The organism is Mobilicoccus caccae (assembly GCF_030161635.1).
GTDB lineage: Bacteria > Actinomycetota > Actinomycetes > Actinomycetales > Dermatophilaceae > Mobilicoccus > Mobilicoccus caccae.
Genome location: NZ_BSUO01000001.1, coordinates 593446 through 611546 on the forward strand (window position 1 = coordinate 593446; position 18101 = coordinate 611546).

The following is an 18101-nucleotide window of genomic DNA, read 5'->3' on the forward strand; positions in this document are numbered from 1 at the left end:
CGGGCCTGACCAGACCCGTCGGCGGCGCGATTTGCATCCGTCGAGCGCCGCATCGTATGGTCTCCAGGTTGCCCAAACGGGGTTCACACGGTGAACTCCGGTCGACACCGGCCGATTTGACCGGCGGAGGCGGGCGGCGTAGGTTTCAACAGCACCTGAACAGCCGGTGAAGAGCAAGGCAAGTCCGAACGAAAGTTCGGAAGCCGAGATTGACACCGAGAGGCCGAACAGGTAAGGTTGAAGAGTTGCCCCGGAGGCAAAATCCGCAAAGCGGCCAGCGTTTCCGAGTGCATCCGATGCTTGAGAACTCAACAGCGTGCCAAAAATCGATGCCAATTGTTTGTTGGTTGATCGTCAATGTTTTGTTGATTGATTGGCCAGGATTTTTGAATGATTCTTTTATGGAGAGTTTGATCCTGGCTCAGGACGAACGCTGGCGGCGTGCTTAACACATGCAAGTCGAACGATGAAGCCCAGCTTGCTGGGTGGATTAGTGGCGAACGGGTGAGTAACACGTGAGTAACCTGCCCTTCACTCTGGGATAAGCCTGGGAAACTGGGTCTAATACTGGATATTCTTATCATCTCGCATGGGGTGGTGTGGAAAGTTTTTCGGTGAAGGATGGACTCGCGGCCTATCAGCTTGTTGGTGAGGTAGTGGCTCACCAAGGCGACGACGGGTAGCCGGCCTGAGAGGGTGATCGGCCACACTGGGACTGAGACACGGCCCAGACTCCTACGGGAGGCAGCAGTGGGGAATATTGCACAATGGGCGAAAGCCTGATGCAGCGACGCCGCGTGAGGGATGAAGGCCTTCGGGTTGTAAACCTCTTTCGCCAGGGAAGAAGCGCAAGTGACGGTACCTGGAGAAGAAGCACCGGCTAACTACGTGCCAGCAGCCGCGGTAATACGTAGGGTGCGAGCGTTGTCCGGAATTATTGGGCGTAAAGAGCTTGTAGGCGGTTTGTCGCGTCTGCCGTGAAAATTCAGCGCTTAACGCTGGACGTGCGGTGGGTACGGGCAGGCTAGAGTGTGGTAGGGGAGACTGGAATTCCTGGTGTAGCGGTGAAATGCGCAGATATCAGGAGGAACACCGATGGCGAAGGCAGGTCTCTGGGCCATAACTGACGCTGAGAAGCGAAAGCATGGGGAGCGAACAGGATTAGATACCCTGGTAGTCCATGCCGTAAACGTTGGGCGCTAGGTGTGGGGCTCATTCCACGAGTTCCGTGCCGCAGCTAACGCATTAAGCGCCCCGCCTGGGGAGTACGGCCGCAAGGCTAAAACTCAAAGGAATTGACGGGGGCCCGCACAAGCGGCGGAGCATGCGGATTAATTCGATGCAACGCGAAGAACCTTACCAAGGCTTGACATACACCGGAAAAGTGCAGAGATGTGCTCCCCGCAAGGTCGGTGTACAGGTGGTGCATGGTTGTCGTCAGCTCGTGTCGTGAGATGTTGGGTTAAGTCCCGCAACGAGCGCAACCCTCGTTCCATGTTGCCAGCACGTAATGGTGGGGACTCATGGGAGACTGCCGGGGTCAACTCGGAGGAAGGTGGGGATGACGTCAAATCATCATGCCCCTTATGTCTTGGGCTTCACGCATGCTACAATGGCCGGTACAGAGTGCTGCGATGTCGTAAGGCGGAGCGAATCACTAAAAGCCGGTCTCAGTTCGGATTGGGGTCTGCAACTCGACCCCATGAAGTCGGAGTCGCTAGTAATCGCAGATCAGCAACGCTGCGGTGAATACGTTCCCGGGCCTTGTACACACCGCCCGTCAAGTCACGAAAGTCGGTAACACCCGAAGCCGGTGGCCTAACCCTTGTGGGGGAGCCGTCGAAGGTGGGACTGGCGATTGGGACTAAGTCGTAACAAGGTAGCCGTACCGGAAGGTGCGGCTGGATCACCTCCTTTCTAAGGAGCCCTCTTTTAGAGGCACTCTTGATGTCCTCCGAGTGTGGGGACTGGGGTGTTGCTCATGGGTGGATCATCGATTAGTTGGCTGCTGGTTTTCTGCCGGCTCGAGTACGGCCCCTGTTGGGGTGGGGAAAGGGTTGGTGGGGGTTTGGTGGCTTGGCGCGTTGTTGGGTCCTGAGGGATCGGCTGCACGTGTGTGTGGTTGGTTTTTCTGGTGGTTGGACTCCCTTTTTCTACTTGCGTGGTGGTTGCCGCGTGGTGGTTGGGGTGGGTTGGTGTTTTGAGAACTGTACAGTGGACGCGAGCATCTTTGTTGTGGTCAAGTTTTTAAGGGCACACGGTGGATGCCTTGGCATCAGGAACCGATGAAGGACGTAGGAATCTGCGATAAGCCTCGGGTAGTCGATAACCAGACTGTGATCCGAGGATTTCCGAATGGGGAAACCCGGCTGGAGTTATGTCCAGTCACCCGCATCTGAATATATAGGGTGTGTGGAGGGAACGTGGGGAAGTGAAACATCTCAGTACCCACAGGAAGAGAAAACAACAGTGATTCCGTGAGTAGTGGCGAGCGAAAGCGGATGAGGCTAAACCGTGCACATGTTCAAGCCGGTAGGCGTTGTGTGTGCGGGGTTGTGGGAGCATGATTGATCGTTCTACCGGGCGGTCGGAGAGTAAGAAATTCGTGGCATAGCCGAAGGATCTGGAATGGTCCGGCGTAGAGGGTGTTACCCCCGTAGGCGAAATGTTGCGGACTCTCTTTTGTGTTTCCCAAGTAGCACGGGGCCCGAGAAATCCTGTGTGAATCTGGCGGGACCACCCGCTAAGCCTAAATATTCCCTGATGACCGATAGCGGACAAGTACCGTGAGGGAAAGGTGAAAAGTACCCCGGGAGGGGAGTGAAATAGAACCTGAAACCGTGTGCTTACAATCCGTCGGAGCCTCTTTGTGGGGTGACGGCGTGCCTTTTGAAGAATGAGCCTGCGAGTTAGTGCTTCGTGGCGAGGTTAACCCGTGTGGGGTAGCCGTAGCGAAAGCGAGTCTGAATAGGGCGTTTTAGTCGCGGGGTCTAGACCCGAAGCGGAGTGATCTACCCATGGCCAGGTTGAAGCGACGGTAAGACGTCGTGGAGGACCGAACCCACTTAGGTTGAAAACTGAGGGGATGAGCTGTGGGTAGGGGTGAAAGGCCAATCAAACTCCGTGATAGCTGGTTCTCCCCGAAATGCATTTAGGTGCAGCGTTGCGTGTTTCTTGCCGGAGGTAGAGCTACTGGATGGCTGATGGGCCCCACCGGGTTACTGACGTCAGCCAAACTCCGAATGCCGGTAAGTGAGAGCGTGGCAGTGAGACTGCGGGGGATAAGCTCCGTAGTCGAGAGGGAAACAGCCCAGATCATCAGCTAAGGTCCCTAAGCGTGTGCTAAGTGGAAAAGGATGTGGAGTTGCGATGACAACCAGGAGGTTGGCTTAGAAGCAGCCACCCTTGAAAGAGTGCGTAATAGCTCACTGGTCAAGTGATTCCGCGCCGACAATGTAGCGGGGCTCAAGCACATCACCGAAGCTGTGGCAATCACATTTTTCCCTAGATTCGTCTCAGGGGTGTGGTTGGGTAGGGGAGCGTCGTGTGGGGAGTGAAGCGGCCGAGTGATCGAGTCGTGGACGCCACACGAGTGAGAATGCAGGCATGAGTAGCGAAAGACGGGTGCGAAACCCGTCCGCCGAATGACCAAGGGTTCCAGGGTCAAGCTAATCTTCCCTGGGTAAGTCGGGACCTAAGGCGAGGCCGACAGGCGTAGTCGATGGACAACGGGTTGATATTCCCGTACCGGCGTATGTCCGCCAATATCGAGGCAGGGGATGCTAAGCACCCGAAGCCGCCTTTACTCACCCTTCGGGGTGGGAGGGGATGGTGGAGCGTGCGGCCCGATCTTGTAGTAGGTAAGCGATGGAGTGACGCAGGAAGGTAGCCTCCGCGTGGCGATGGTTGTCCACGTCCAAGCATGTAGGGTGTCAGCTAGGTAAATCCGGCTGGCGTGAAGCCTGAGATGTGATGGTGACCTCTTTTGAGGGAAGTAGGGTGATCCTATGCTGCCGAGAAAAACTTCTAGTGAGGACATGAGCCGCCCGTACCCTAAACCGACTCAGGTGGTCAGGTAGAGAATACTAAGGCGATCGAGTGAATCGTGGTTAAGGAATTCGGCAAAATGCCCCCGTAACTTCGGGAGAAGGGGGCCCGAGCCTTGAAACCCTTGCGGGTTAGGGGTGAGGGTCGCAGAGACCAGGGAGAAGCGACTGTTTACTAAAAACACAGGTCCGTGCGAAGAAGTAATTCGATGTATACGGACTGACGCCTGCCCGGTGCTGGAACGTTAAGGGGACCGGTTAGTCACTTGTGGCGAAGCTGAGAACTTAAGCGCCAGTAAACGGCGGTGGTAACTATAACCATCCTAAGGTAGCGAAATTCCTTGTCGGGTAAGTTCCGACCTGCACGAATGGCGTAACGACTTCTCCACTGTCTCGACCACGAACTCGGCGAAATTGCATTACGAGTAAAGATGCTCGTTACGCGCAGAAGGACGGAAAGACCCCGGGACCTTTACTATAGCTTGGTATTGGTGTTCGGTACGGCTTGTGTAGGATAGGTGGGAGACTGTGAAGCTCGTGCGCCAGCATGGGTGGAGTCAACGTTGAAATACCACTCTGGTCGTTCTGGATGTCTAACTTCGATCCGTGATCCGGATCAGGGACAGTGCCTGGTGGGTAGTTTAACTGGGGCGGTTGCCTCCTAAAAGGTAACGGAGGCGCCCAAAGGTTCCCTCAGCCTGGTTGGCAATCAGGTTTTGAGTGTAAGTGCACAAGGGAGCTTGACTGTGAGACAGACATGTCGAGCAGGGACGAAAGTCGGGACTAGTGATCCGGCCATGGCTTGTGGAAGCGTGGTCGCTCAACGGATAAAAGGTACCCCGGGGATAACAGGCTGATCTTGCCCAAGAGTCCATATCGACGGCATGGTTTGGCACCTCGATGTCGGCTCGTCGCATCCTGGGGCTGGAGTTGGTCCCAAGGGTTGGGCTGTTCGCCCATTAAAGCGGTACGCGAGCTGGGTTTAGAACGTCGTGAGACAGTTCGGTCCCTATCCTCTGCGCGCGCAGGAAACTTGAGAAGGCCTGTCCCTAGTACGAGAGGACCGGGATGGACGAACCTCTGGTGTGTCAGTTGTTCTGCCAAGGGCACCGCTGATTAGCTACGTTCGGGAGTGATAACCGCTGAAAGCATCTAAGCGGGAAGCACGCTTCAAGATGAGGTTTCCATGCCCCTTGTGGGTGAGAGGCTCCCAGCTAGACTACTGGGTTGATAGGCCAGATGTGGAAGCGCAGTAATGCGTGAAGCTGACTGGTACTAATAAGCCGATAGCTTGACTACAACGATGATGTTCTGCGTCCACTGTATGGTTCTCGATACATCAGCCCCCCACGCCTTGTGTGGGTGTGGGTTGATAAGTCGATAGTGTTACGGCGGTCATAGCGAGAGGGAAACGCCCGGTCCCATTCCGAACCCGGAAGCTAAGCCTTTCAGCGCCGATGGTACTGCACTGGGGACGGTGTGGGAGAGTAGGACGCCGCCGGACTAATTGTGTGAGTGAAGGGGTTCCCGTTTATCGGGAACCCCTTCCTTGCGTTGTGCCGCTAGTGTGGGTTCGGCAGATGCCACCCCACGAAAGGCCAGGCCCGTGACGGACCACGAACCCCTCGCGCTCTCCACCGGTGATGTTCTCTCCACGCTCGACCGGGGAGTACTCACCGTGACGCTGAACCGCCCCGATACCCTCAACGCCGTCTCCGCAGCCATGCTCGAGACGCTCGAGGCCGTCGTGCGCGCCGGATCCGCGTCACCCGAGGTGCGGGTCGTGGTGCTCCGCGGCGCCGGCAAGGGATTCTGCTCAGGAGCCGACCTCGACCCCGACGGGCCCCCTCAGCAGCGACGCTCGACGCCGGCAGCGCCTTCGTGTCCGCGATCCGCAACTGCCCGCGTCCCGTCGTCAGCGTCGTTCAGGGCCCGTGCGCCGGCATCGGTGTGTCGATGGCCCTCGCTGCCGACCTCGTGGTGGCCTCCGACAAGGCGTTCTTCCTCCTCGCCTTCGCGAACATCGGCCTCATGCCCGACGGCGGCGCCACAGCACTCGTGGCAGCGTCGATCGGCCGCGCCCGCGCCATGCGCATGGCGCTGCTGGCCGAGCGCGTGCCGGCCTCCGACGCCTTCGACTGGGGGCTGGTGTCCCACCTCGCGTCCGCCGGCGAACTCGACTCCGAGGTCGAGGCGCTCGTCACCAAGCTCGCGACCGGGCCCTCGCTCGCCTACGGCAGCACGAAGACGGCGGTCAACGACGCGACCCTGGGGGAGCTCAACGAGGCCTTCCAGCGGGAGCGCTACGGACAGACGAGCCTGATGTGGACCGACGACTTCGCCGAGGGCGTCGCCTCGTTCCGCGAACGCCGCACGCCGGACTTCACCGGCTCCTGACCCTGCGAGGGCTGCTCAGGTACGCGGGCGTGCCTCAGGTGCGCAGGGTGTGCCAGGGGACGTCGATCTCGGCGAGCAGCTCGCGCAGCAGCGGCAGGCTCACCCCGACGACGTTGTGGTGGTCGCCCTCGAGGCCGGTGACGTACGGGCCGCCCAGCCCGTCGATGGTGAAGGCTCCGGCCACACGCAACGGCTCACCTGTCCCCACGTAGGCGTCGATCTCCTCATCGGTCAGGCGCGCGAAGTGGACGGTCGTCGACGCGACCGCACCGAGCGTCGCCGCCGTTCCGTCCTCCCGGGTGTCGATGATCCAGTGCCCCGAGTGGAGGACTCCGCTGCGGCCGGACATCGCGCGCCACCGGCGACGAGCCTCCTCGGCGTCCGCAGGCTTGCCGTGCGTCTCCCCGTCCAGGTCGAGCACGGAGTCGCACCCGAGGACGATGCCGTCCCATTCCTCCTCGTCGAGGACGGCGGCGACGTCCTCACACTTGGCCCGGGCGAGGAGCAGCGCGACGTCCTCGGCGGCCAGCTCTCCGTGGCGTTCTGCCGCAGCGGCCTCGGCCGCCGCCTCGTCGACGGAGGACACCCGCACGAGCGGATCCACACCCGCCCCCGCAACGTGCGCAGGCGGGCAGGGGAGGCGGAGGCGAGGCACAAGGAGATCGACACGAGCGCAACCCTACCGAGCGTCGAGGGCTCGCCTCAGGGTGTCCAGGCCCACCGAACCCAGGTCGAGGGCCCGGCGGTGGAAGTCGCGGAGCGAGAACGCGTCTCCCTGCGCGCGAGCGACGTCGTCGCGCAGCTGCAGCCACAGCCGCTCGCCGATCTTGTACGACGGCGCCTGACCCGGCCAGCCCAGGTAGCGGTCGAGCTCGAAGCGCAGGGTGTTCTCCTTGATGCTGACGTTCGAGCGCAGGAACGCCCACGCCTTGTCGTAGTCCCAGGTGCCGCCGCCGACCTCGGCCGGCGCCTCCAGACCGCAGTGCACCCCGAGGTCGACGACCACCCGGGCCGCGCGCAACGCCTGACCGTCGAGCATGCCGAGGCGGTCCGCGTCGTCGTCGAGGTAGCCGACCTCGGCCATGAGGCGCTCGGCATAGAGCGCCCATCCCTCCCCGTGTCCGGAGACCCAGCACAGGTGACGCCGCCAGCGGTTGAGCAGGTCGGCGCGAGCCGCGGTCTGCCCGATCTGGAGGTGATGCCCGGGCACGCCCTCGTGGTAGACGGTGGTGAGTTCGCGCCACGTCCCGAAGCGCGTCACACCCTTGGGCACCGACCACCACATGCGTCCCGGTCGGGTGAAGTCCGCGCTGGGACCGGTGTAGTAGATCCCGCCCGTCGTCGACGGCGCGATGCGACATTCGATGCGGCGCACCGGCTCCGGGATGTCGAAGTGCGATCCGGCGAGCTCGGCGATGGCGGCGTCGGCCTTGCCCTGCATCCACTCGCGCAACGCGTCGGTGCCCTCGATGAGGTACCGCGGGTCGGCGTCGAGGTGCTCGAACACCTGCTGTATCGAGGCACCCGGGCGGATGCGCCCGGCGACCTCGCGCATCTCTGCCAGGATCCGCGCGAGTTCGTCCTGACCCCAGGCGTATGTCTCGTCGATGTCGATGTCGGTGCCGAGGAAGTTGCGTGACCAGATGGGGTACAGGTCGCGCCCGCAGCCGTCGACCTCAGCCGCCAGCGGGAGGAGTTCGGTGATGAGGCGCTGCTTGGTCTCCTGGTAGCCCTCCGTGGCGGCCGCGGCGCCTCCCGAGACCAGTTCCGCCGCCGGTCCGTCGACCCGGGTGGCACCCACGACGGACATCCGGGCGAAGGTGCCGTCGGGGCCGGTGAGGTCGTCGATCTGGCGCAGACACCCCTCGATCTGGCGGCGCGTGGTGACCATCCCCGTCGCGGCCGCCGACATCAGCGAGGCGTGCCACTCTCTGAGCGCCTGGGGGATCGCCGCGAAGTAGCGGCCGATCGCGACCCAGTCCTCCTCGGTCTCGGTCGGCATGAGGTCGACGGTGTCGCGCAACTCCTGCAGCGGGGACTCGATCACGTCCAGGCTCATCGCCTGCAGACCGGACTCGTACATCGCCTCCTCGACGCCGAGCCGCTCCCGCATCGCGTCGACGGTCACCTCGTCCACCGCGTCGACCGGCGTCATCGACCCCAGGGCGACCAGCGTCGATCGACGCAGCGCCGACCGTTCGGCCAGACCGTCGGGGGAGAGGTCGTCGATGGGCCGCTCGTCCACGGTCATGCCCAGGTTGATGGCCGTCAGCGGGCTCAGGGCGAGGAGGTCGTCGGTGTACGCCTCGGCGAGTCGGTCGATGTCGGTGAAGTCACGGGTCACGCTTCGACGGTACGTGTGCGCAGGTCCTGCCCGTCTGCTATTTGCGCAAAGTCCGCTGCATCGGGACGGGCGTCCGCGGCGACACACGGGCCCCGGACCAGAAACGCCGAGACCGCCGGCTATAGCCGGCGGTCTCGGCGGGTGGTGGGGTCAGCGACGACCCCAGCCCAAGGCGGGGGAGACGCCGCCGCCGAAGCGTCGGGAGGGTCGGGCCCACCCGCGTCGCAGGTTGGGCTCGGCCGATCCCGAGTCGCTGCCGAGCGCCGCCAGCAGCACCGTGACGGCCGCGACCTCCTCGACCGTCGGGTTGCCGCCGGTGATCGCGACGACCGGCTCGGGGGCGGCGTCGGTGTCTCCACCGGTGTCTCCACCCGTGTCGTCGGCGGAGTCGGCCCCCTCGCGCCCCGACGTCTCTGCGGCCTCGGCGGCCTCTGCGGGCTCGGTGCCGTCTGCCGGGTCGACCTCGGGACCGGTGTCGGTGCTGTCGTTCGTCATCGCGTCTCCTCGAGGCTCACAGCGGGATGTTGCCGTGCTTCTTCTCGGGCAGCTTGGCGTGTTTGGTGCGCAGGGCACGCAGGGCCCGGATGACCTGCAGGCGGGTCTCCGACGGCGGGATCACGGCGTCGATGTAGCCGCGCTCGGCCGCGATGTAGGGGTTGGCGAGCGTGGTCTCGTACTCCTCGACGAACTGGGCGCGCGCCTCGTCGACGTCGCCACCGGCGTCGATGACCTTCTGGATCTGCTTGCGGTAGAGGATGTTCACCGCACCCTGGGCGCCCATCACGGCGATCTGCGCCGTGGGCCACGCCAGGTTGATGTCGGCGCCGAGGTGCTTGGACCCCATGACGTCGTACGCGCCGCCGTAGGCCTTGCGCGTGATGACGGTGACCAGCGGGACCGTCGCCTCGGCGTAGGCGTAGATGAGCTTGGCGCCGCGGCGGATGATGCCGTTCCACTCCTGGTCGGTGCCCGGCAGGAAGCCCGGGACGTCGACGAACGTCAGCACCGGGATGTGGAAGGCGTCGCAGGTGCGCACGAAGCGGGCGGCCTTCTCGGACGCGTCGATGTCGAGGGTGCCGGCGAACTGCATCGGCTGGTTGGCGACGATGCCGACGCTGCGGCCCTCGACCCGGCCGAACCCGCAGACGATGTTGGGCGCGAACAGGGAGTGCACCTCGGTGAACGCGCCGTCGTCGACGATGGTCTCGATGACCTGGATCATGTCGTAGGGCATGTTCGGGCTGTCCGGGATGAACGTGTCGAGGGCCTCGTCCTCGGGCGTCATCTCGGGCAGCTCGTCGAACTCGAAGACCGCCGCCTCCTCGAGGTTGTTCTGCGGCAGGAACGACAGCAGTTCGCGCACGTACTCGATGGCGTCGTCCTCGGTCTCGCCCATGTAGTGCGCCACGCCCGACTTGGTGTTGTGCGATCGGGCGCCGCCGAGGTCCTCGAACGCGACGTCCTCACCGGTGACGGTCTTGATGACGTCGGGACCGGTGATGAACATGTGGGAGGTCTGGTCGACCATGACGATGAAGTCGGTGATGGCCGGGGAGTACACGGCGCCGCCGGCGCACGGGCCCATGATCAGCGAGATCTGCGGGATGACACCGGAGGCCATGACGTTGCGCTTGAAGATCTCGCCGTAGAGGCCGAGGGAGGCCACGCCCTCCTGGATGCGGGCGCCGCCGGAGTCGTTGATGCCGACCACGGGGCAGCCGATCTTCATGGCCAGGTCCATGACCTTGATGATCTTCTCGCCGAAGACCTCACCGAGCGACCCGCCGAACACGGTGAAGTCCTGCGCGAATACGCACACGGGGCGGTTCTCGACGGTGCCGTACCCGGTGACGACGCCGTCGCCGTAGGGGCGGTTCTTGTCCTGGCCGAAGTTGGTGGAGCGGTGCCGGGCCAGGCCGTCGAGCTCGACGAAGCTGCCCTCGTCCAGCAGCTGCTCGATGCGCTCGCGGGCGGTCTTCTTGCCCTTGGCGTGCTGCTTCTCCACGGCGCGTGCCGACCCGGCGTGGACCGCCTCGTCGTTGCGGCGGCGGAAGTCCGCCAGACGGCCGGCGGTGGTGTGCATGTCTTCGGTGGAGGCGTCGGTGCCCCCGGGATTCACGGCATCGCTCATGGGCGCAGCCTAGCCTTGTGGCCATGTCGGAGACTCTTCACGCCTCTGTGCTCGTCGACACGCTGGCGGTGCCCTCGGGTGCCTGGTCGCGCGTGGACGTCTGCGGTGTCGTCGGATCGACGAACGCGGTGTCCCTCGCCGAGCCGGTGCCGTGGCGGGTCGTCGTGGCCGAGCAGCAGGACGCGGGGCGGGGCCGGCACTCGCGGGCGTGGGTGTCGCCGGCCGGGACGTCGGTGGCGATGTCGATGACGGTGCCGCTGCCGCCGAGGCCGGAGGAGTGGGGGTGGATCCCGCTGGTCACGGGGCTGGCGGTGCGTGACGCGCTGGCCCGGGTGGGTGGCGACGCCCTCGACGTCGCGCTCAAGTGGCCCAACGACGTGCTCATCCGTGCCTCCGACGGCAGCGGCGAGCTGCTCAAGGTGTGCGGGATCCTCTGCGAGAGCGCCGGCGACGTCGTCGTGGTCGGGGTGGGCGTCAACGTGTCGGTCGCCCGGGAGGATCTGCCCGTTCCGACCGCGACCTCCCTTGCTCTCGAAGGGTTCTCGGGACAGGCGGCGCGTGAACAGGTCGTCATCGCGGTCGCGGAGGCCTTCGCCACGCGGTTCGCGACCCTGAGCAACGGCGGCCCGTTCGTCCGGGGCCTGCGGGCGGACTACCGGCAGCGGTGCTCGACGATCGGTCTCGACGTGCGGATCCACGTGCCGGGCGACCAGATCGTGAGCGGTCGGGCCGTGGATGTCGACGACGAAGGGCGGCTGGTCGTCGAGTCCGATGCGGGCCGTAAGGCATTCGCGGCAGGTGACGTAGTTCACGTCCGCCGGTCCGACCAGGCATGATCGACGGCATGACCCCCGAGCCCGAAGACCCCGTGCGCGGCCCCCAGGTGGGTGACGCCACGGAGCAGGTGCTGGGGCGCCCCCGCACCCTGCGACGACGCGAGGTCAGCGCCGCGGCCGGTGTGCCGCTGCTCGAGGCCCGCCGGTTCTGGCACGCCCTCGGGTTTCCGGGGGTGGGCGACGAGGAGACGTCGTTCACCGATGCCGACATCGAGGCCCTCAGTCACGTGGTGGGTCTCATCCGCGCGGGGCAGATGGACGAGACGCTCGCGCTGTCGATGACCCGCGCCATCGCCCGCACCGCCGACCGGCTCGCGGCCTGGCAGTCCAGCCTCCTGCTCGACGCGGTCCTCAACGACCAGGGCGCGCCCGACGTGCCGGTGCACGACATCGACGCGGTGCTGGACACCGCCGGCGGCTCCGGTCTCGGTGGCCGCAGCGCCGACGACACGCAGGCCTCGCACATCGCCGGCGAGCGACTGCTCGGGCTCGTCGACCAACTCGAACCGCTCGTCGTCTACGCCTGGCGTCGGCACCTGTCGGCCGCCTTGACCCGGCTCTTCTCCGAGGGGCACAGCGAGGCCGGCGGCAAGCAACGCACCGTCGGGTTCGCCGACATGGTGGGGTTCACGACGCTGGTCACGCGGCTGTCCGACCAACAACTCGGCCGGCTCGTCGCCCGGTTCGAGGCGCTGGCGGCCGACTGCGTCACCGCGCACGGCGGCCGGGTCGTCAAGACCATCGGGGACGAGGTGTTCTACACGGTCGAGAACATCGACTCCGGCGTCGACATCGCCATCGACCTGCTCGAATCCATGCACGAGGACCCCGCGATGCCGCGGATGCGCGTGGGCCTGGCCTCCGGTGAGGTGCTCGCCCACCTCGGTGACGTGTTCGGGACGACGGTCAACCGCGCGAGCCGCATCGCCGAGGTCGCCCGCCCCGAGACGATCGTCGTCGACGACGTGACCGCCGCCGCGCTCGCCTCCCGCCCCGAGTACCGCATCGAGCGGCTCGAACCGCGTCCGCTGCGCGGGCTGGGGGTGACGGGCATGTGGACCGTGTCACGCGCGGGGGATCCGCGACCGCGTCGCGACGGACGCGCACCGTCATCCGGTCACCCTGGACGCAGACCCACACGGACATGACGCTGGACTGTCCGCACACCCCTCCCGTCAGCGAACCCCCGAAGGAGAACGACCGATGAGCGAGCAACTGGTGAGGATCGACCGGCACGGCGAGGACGGCGCGGTGGCCGAGCTCGTGCTCGACCGGCCCGGCGCGATGAACGCGATCTCGACCGAGATGGCCAGGGCGCTCGCGGCGGCCTGCGCCGAACTCGCCTCCGACTCCGGTGTGCAGGCGGTCGTCCTGTCCAGTAAGCACGAGAAGGCGTTCTGCGTGGGCGCCGATCTCAAGGAACGCAATTCCCTGTCCGACGCCGACCTCGTGGCGCAGCGGCCCGTGGCGCGGGCGGCCTACACCGGGGTGCTCGACCTGCCGATGCCGACCATCGCCGCCGTCGACGGGTTCGCCCTCGGCGGAGGCTGTGAGATCGCGCTGTCGTGCGACATCATCGTCGCCGGCGAGAAGGCCACGCTCGGGCTCCCGGAGGTCTCGGTCGGCGTCATCCCCGGTGGGGGTGGCACCCAGCTCGTGACCCGGCGGCTGGGGTGGTCCAAGGCTGCACGGATGGTGTTCACCTGCCGCCGGTTCAGCGGCGTCGAGGCGGGGGAGTACGGGCTCGTGGACGAGGTCGTCGCGCCCGGGACGGCGCGGGAGGCCGCGCTGGAGATGGCCGGCGTCATCGCCAAGCACTCGCCCGTGGGTCTGCGCAACGCCAAGAAGGCCATGCGCCTCGGCTTCGACGTCGACCTGCGCACCGGCCTGGAGGTGGAGGACGCGTGCTGGCGAGCGACGGCGTTCTCGGGCGACCGCGCCGAAGGTGTGGCGGCGTTCAACGAGAAGCGGGCGCCCCGCTGGCCCGGAGTCTGAGTGCCCGTTGTCGTCCCAGTTGCCCGAAATAGACCGCGACCAGGACGCTCGCGATTGCCCGCCGGGAACAAAGACACGCCCGAATTCCGTTCTCCCCGAGCGCCTGTCGGTCGTCTGACCGATAGCATGCGCAACATGGTGCGTGTACTGCTGGCGGAGGACGACAGCGCGATCAGCGACCCCTTGGCACGGGCCCTGCGTCGCGAGGGTTACGACGTCACCGTGTGCGACGACGGTCTGACAGCGCTCGAAGAGGCCAAGAGCACACCCGATCTGGTCGTGCTCGACATCGGCCTGCCGGGCCTCGACGGGCTGGAGGTGTGCCGGCGGCTTCGAGCCGACGGCCGCACCGCTCCCGTGCTCATGCTGACGGCGCGCGCCGACGAGGTCGACACGGTCGTCGGACTCGACGCGGGCGCCGACGACTACGTGACCAAACCGTTCCGGCTCGCCGAGCTGCTGGCGCGCGTGCGGGCCCTGCTGCGGCGCAGCGCCCCGGCCGCCGGGCCCACCGACAACGGTGGCCTGCGCATCGACACCGGCGCGCGTCGGGTGTTCGTCGACGGCACCGAACTGCAGCTCACCGCAAAGGAATTCGACCTGCTCCGGGTGCTGGTGCGCGAACAGGGCAAGGTCGTCGGCCGCGAGCAACTCATGCGCGAGGTGTGGGAGACGCAGTGGTTCGGCTCGACCAAGACCCTCGACATGCACGTGTCGGTGTTGCGTCGCAAGCTCGGTGACGACGCGTCACGACCGCGGTTCATCACCACGGTGCGGGGCGTGGGCTTCCGCTTCGAGCGTCCTGGCGACGCGGCCTAGGTTTTCGGGCCGTGGAGGGTGCACTCCTGCGATCGACGCTGGTGACGGTGGCTTTCGCCGTCGCGATGCTCGGCATCCCGATGCTCGTCATGGGGTTCATGTACATCGACGTGTATCAGCAGGTGACCTCGGGGCAGCTGCGGTACGACCCTGACCGCCTCGAGACGGTCATGCAGGGACAGCTCGTCGTCGCGTACGTGACCTTCTTCGCTCTGCTGGCCGTCGTCGGTGCCGTGACGCTGGCCCGTCAGCAGGCCCGCCGGTTCAGCGAGCCGCTCGCCGCCCTGGCCGACCAGGCCGAACGTCTGGGCGCCGGAGCCGCGGCGCGGGTCGAGCCGGTGGCCTCCGGGCTGCCCGAGATCGACCGGGTCTCGGCGGCGCTCGCGGGGACGGCGACGCAATGGCAGCGCACGCTGTCGACCGAACGCGACTTCGCCTCCGACGCCAGCCACCAGCTCCGCACGCCCCTGACTGCCGTGCTCATGCGACTGGAGGAGATCGCCGTCACCGACGACCTCGACGTCGCCCACGAGGAGGCCAACGCGGCGATCGAGCAGGTCGAACGGCTCAACGTGACCGTCGACGAACTCCTCGCCCGCGCCCGGCAGGGGTCGACCGGCGCGCCCCGGCCGACGTCGGTCGACGCCGTGCTCGCGGCGCTGCAGCGGGAGTGGGCGGCGCAGTTCGAACGCCGTCACCGCAGCGTCCTCGTGCAGGGCGACCGCGGGCTGGCCGTCGTCGCCACCCCGATCGCGTTGTCGCAGGTGCTCGCGACCCTCATGGAGAACGCGCTCGCCCACGGGTCGGGTGTCGTCGAGGTCGACGTGCGCCAGGCCGGGCCGTCGGTCGTCATGGAGGTCCGCAACGCCGGGTCGGTGCCGCGGGAGATCGCCGGGCGGGTCTTCGAACGGTCGGTGAGCACGTCGAGCACGGGCCTCGGGCTGGGGCTCGCGCGCGACCTGGCCGAGAAGTACGGCGGCCGGCTGGACCTCGTGCGTGCCTCGGACCCGGTCGTGTTCGCGCTGTTCATGTCGGCGGCGACCACGCCCACCGAGGAGCACGCGCTGCGGGTGGATCTGACCCGCTGACGGGCTATCGTTCACCTGCCCGGCCCCGGGCGGAGGAAGGATCAGACGTGGAGCAGCAGGTCGTTCGGCACCCAGGCGGATTCCCGGTCGTCGGGATCATCGGCGGAGGCCAACTCGCGCGGATGTGTCAACCGCCGGCCGTCGGGTTGTCGTTGACGCTGGCGGTGCTGGCCGAGGCGCCTGATGCGTCGGCGGCGTTGGTCGTGCCGGCCTCGCCCGTGGGTGCCCACGACGACCTCGAGACGGTGCGCGAGTTCGCCCGCGCGTGTGACGTCGTCACGTTCGATCACGAGCACGTCCCCGCCGAGGTGCTCGCCGCGCTGGAGGCCGACGGCGTGGAGCTGCACCCGCGGCCCTCCGCGCTGCTGTACGCGCAGGACAAGCTGGCCATGCGTGAGCGGCTGACGGGGATCGGCGTGCGGTGTCCGAGGTGGGCGCGGGTCGACTCCGTGGCCGACCTGGGGGAGTTCGGCGCCGACGTCGGATTTCCGCTGGTGCTCAAGACTCCTCGCGGCGGGTACGACGGCAAGGGCGTGCGGGTCGTCGCCGACGCCGCCGAGGCCGCGGACTGGTTCGAGCGCGCCGCCGACGAGGGACTGCTCGCCGAGGAGCAGGTCGCGTTCACCCGTGAGCTCGCGGTGCTCGTGGCGCGCAGCCCGTCGGGGCAGGCGGCCGCGTGGCCGGTCGTGGAGACCGTGCAGACCGGCGGCATCTGCACCGAGGTGATCGCCCCGGCCCCGGATCTCGACGCGGCCCTGGCGGCGACGGTCACGGCGGCGGCGCTGCAGGTCGCCGGCGAGCTGGACGTCACCGGAGTCATGGCCGTCGAACTCTTCGAGGTGGCAGGCGCCTCCGGCCCCGACTACGTCGTGAACGAGCTGGCCATGCGCCCGCACAACAGCGGTCACTGGACCATCGACGGCGCCGTGACCAGCCAGTTCGAGCAGCACCTGCGGGCCGTCCTCGACCTGCCGCTGGGCGATCCGCACTCGCGGGCGCCGTGGACCGTCATGGGCAACGTGCTCGGCGGCGACGCGCCCGAGCACGCCGAGCTGTACTCCACCTACCGGCACCTGCTGGCGCGCGACCCCGGCCTCAAGATGCACCTGTACGGCAAGCAGGTGCGTCCGGGACGCAAGATCGGCCACGTCACGGTGTTCGGCGACGACCTCGCCGACCTGCGCGAACGCGCCGACCACGCCACCGGCTACCTGCGCGGCACCATCACCGAGTGATCCGAGCCGAGCTCCGGCCGACCTGCCCCTGGCACCTGACGCCGTCGATCGGGAGAGGATGAGGGCATGAGCACGCACACAGCGCCGGTCGTCGGCATCGTCATGGGCAGCGACAGTGATTGGCCGGTCATGGAGCAGGCCGCGCTCGCGCTCGAAGAGCTCGGCATCGCGTACGAGGCCGACGTCGTCTCGGCGCACCGGATGCCGACCGAGATGATCGCCTACGGGCAGCAGGCCGCCGAGCGGGGCGTGCGGGTGATCATCGCCGGCGCGGGTGGCGCGGCGCACCTGCCGGGGATGCTCGCCTCGGTGACACCGCTGCCGGTCATCGGGGTGCCGGTGCCGCTGAATTACCTCAACGGGATGGACTCGCTCCTGTCGATCGTGCAGATGCCGGCCGGGGTGCCGGTGGCCACCGTCTCGATCGGAAATGCCCGCAACGCGGGGCTGCTCGCGGCCCGGATCATCGCCGCCGGAACGAGCGCTGAGGACCTCGCCGTGCGCGACCGGATGGTCGCGTTCCAGGAGTCGCTGGCCGAGGCTGCCAGATCCAAGGGGGAAGCGCTCCGAAACCGGCGTTCTTGACGAACTGTTTACCCAAAGGTGGGCCAGGACACGTTAATCCGCGCACAAGTGAACCGATGAGATAGGTGCAGGGCCACCGGAACGACCTTCTCGAAGGACGTGAGGTGGGGCCCGGCGATGTACCGCACGATCGTTTCTGTGGCAGGGGCCGATCGGCGACCGGAGTCGATGTCCTTTGGGGGGACGTCCACCTTGGCAGGGGTGTTGTGTACTCCGAGCGCATCGCCGGGCTTTCCTGCGCCCAGAGCTCGCCGCGCCCGGCCGGGGAGGCCCGCGCGGCTCTCGAGGCGGGACACCGAAGGGGGTGGACCGCCTGGCGCGGCGCACCCGCATCGAGGGCGGGTGCGCCGCGCTGCTACCGGTTGCGAGCCACGATCGCGGTCCGGTGCAACCGTGGCGGTGTCTCACGTCGCCACGGCGATTGCTCGCCGCGAACGTGAGATCGACGTCGGATCATCCATGATCGACTCGTGTCGGGGCGGAGTCTGGTTGCGTCCTTGCAGTTCAGGGCGCCCGTCGGGCGCCGAGTGACTCGCCCTCCCCATCGTCGCGCCCGTGGCATGGACAAGTGTCCGCGAATCACGCTTCGGTAACGACGCCGATCCGGCGGGTGGTCGGGGCCTGA

At 66.3% G+C, this 18101-nt stretch carries 11 protein-coding genes, 3 rRNA genes and 2 pseudogenes; 12 read left to right on the forward strand and 4 right to left on the reverse strand.

The features are described 5' to 3' along the window. Positions 1-398: 398 nt before the first annotated feature. From QQK49_RS03050 to QQK49_RS03070, 5 genes and pseudogenes are all read left to right on the forward strand, one after another. Positions 399-1917 (forward strand): 16S ribosomal RNA (locus tag QQK49_RS03050). Between the two features lie 320 nt (positions 1918-2237). Continuing rightward, positions 2238-5345, forward strand: a 23S ribosomal RNA gene (locus QQK49_RS03055). Between the two features lie 88 nt (positions 5346-5433). After that, positions 5434-5550, forward strand: a 5S ribosomal RNA gene (gene rrf, locus QQK49_RS03060). The 16S, 23S and 5S rRNA genes sit together here, the layout of an rRNA operon. 219 nt (positions 5551-5769) lie before the next feature. Continuing rightward, positions 5770-5820: pseudogene (locus tag QQK49_RS03065) on the forward strand (hypothetical protein); the annotation flags it as partial. A 107-nt stretch (positions 5821-5927) separates the two neighbouring features. Next, complete coding sequence (locus QQK49_RS03070) at positions 5928-6443, forward strand: enoyl-CoA hydratase-related protein (RefSeq protein ID WP_284302640.1); 516 nt, start codon at positions 5928-5930, stop codon at positions 6441-6443. 34 nt (positions 6444-6477) lie between these two features. Here the strand turns inward: QQK49_RS03070 and QQK49_RS03075 are convergent. From QQK49_RS03075 to QQK49_RS03090, 4 genes and pseudogenes are all read right to left on the reverse strand, one after another. Beyond that, positions 6478-7112, reverse strand: a pseudogene (locus QQK49_RS03075) (Maf family protein). 10 nt (positions 7113-7122) lie between these two features. Continuing rightward, a complete protein-coding gene (locus QQK49_RS03080; RefSeq protein WP_284302641.1) occupies positions 7123-8787 on the reverse strand; it encodes a DUF885 domain-containing protein in 1665 nt (554 codons plus the stop codon). 150 nt (positions 8788-8937) lie between these two features. Beyond that, positions 8938-9282 (reverse strand): acyl-CoA carboxylase subunit epsilon, encoded by a 345-nt coding sequence (locus tag QQK49_RS03085; protein WP_284302642.1) that lies wholly within the window; start codon positions 9280-9282, stop codon positions 8938-8940. 16 nt (positions 9283-9298) lie between these two features. Further along, positions 9299-10918 (reverse strand): acyl-CoA carboxylase subunit beta, encoded by a 1620-nt coding sequence (locus tag QQK49_RS03090; RefSeq protein ID WP_284302643.1) that lies wholly within the window; start codon positions 10916-10918, stop codon positions 9299-9301. A gap of 23 nt (positions 10919-10941) precedes the next feature. On the opposite strand from QQK49_RS03090, the gene QQK49_RS03095 reads away from it, so the two are divergent. The 7 genes from QQK49_RS03095 (at position 10942) to purE (ending at position 17476) form a co-directional block, all read left to right on the forward strand. Then, entirely contained in the window at positions 10942-11754 is an 813-nt protein-coding gene (locus tag QQK49_RS03095) for a biotin--[acetyl-CoA-carboxylase] ligase (protein WP_284302644.1), read from the forward strand. Positions 11755-11762: 8 nt separating this feature from the next. Next, entirely contained in the window at positions 11763-12902 is a 1140-nt protein-coding gene (locus tag QQK49_RS03100) for an adenylate/guanylate cyclase domain-containing protein (RefSeq protein WP_284302645.1), read from the forward strand. Positions 12903-12957: 55 nt separating this feature from the next. Further along, positions 12958-13749 carry an enoyl-CoA hydratase/isomerase family protein gene (locus QQK49_RS03105; protein WP_284302646.1) on the forward strand — a complete coding sequence of 264 codons (792 nt, stop codon included), beginning with the start codon at positions 12958-12960 and terminating at the stop codon, positions 13747-13749. Positions 13750-13884: 135 nt separating this feature from the next. Continuing rightward, positions 13885-14568, forward strand: a complete 684-nt coding sequence (locus QQK49_RS03110; RefSeq protein WP_284302647.1) for a response regulator transcription factor — start codon at positions 13885-13887, stop codon at positions 14566-14568. 47 nt (positions 14569-14615) lie between these two features. Beyond that, positions 14616-15656: a sensor histidine kinase gene (locus QQK49_RS03115; protein ID WP_284302648.1), complete on the forward strand. Its 1041-nt coding sequence runs from the start codon at positions 14616-14618 to the stop codon at positions 15654-15656. Positions 15657-15703: 47 nt separating this feature from the next. Continuing rightward, a complete protein-coding gene (locus QQK49_RS03120) occupies positions 15704-16891 on the forward strand; it encodes a 5-(carboxyamino)imidazole ribonucleotide synthase (RefSeq protein WP_284302649.1) in 1188 nt (395 codons plus the stop codon). A gap of 66 nt (positions 16892-16957) precedes the next feature. Continuing rightward, positions 16958-17476: a 5-(carboxyamino)imidazole ribonucleotide mutase gene (gene purE / locus QQK49_RS03125; protein WP_284302650.1), complete on the forward strand. Its 519-nt coding sequence runs from the start codon at positions 16958-16960 to the stop codon at positions 17474-17476. The last annotated feature ends 625 nt before the right edge of the window (positions 17477-18101 follow it).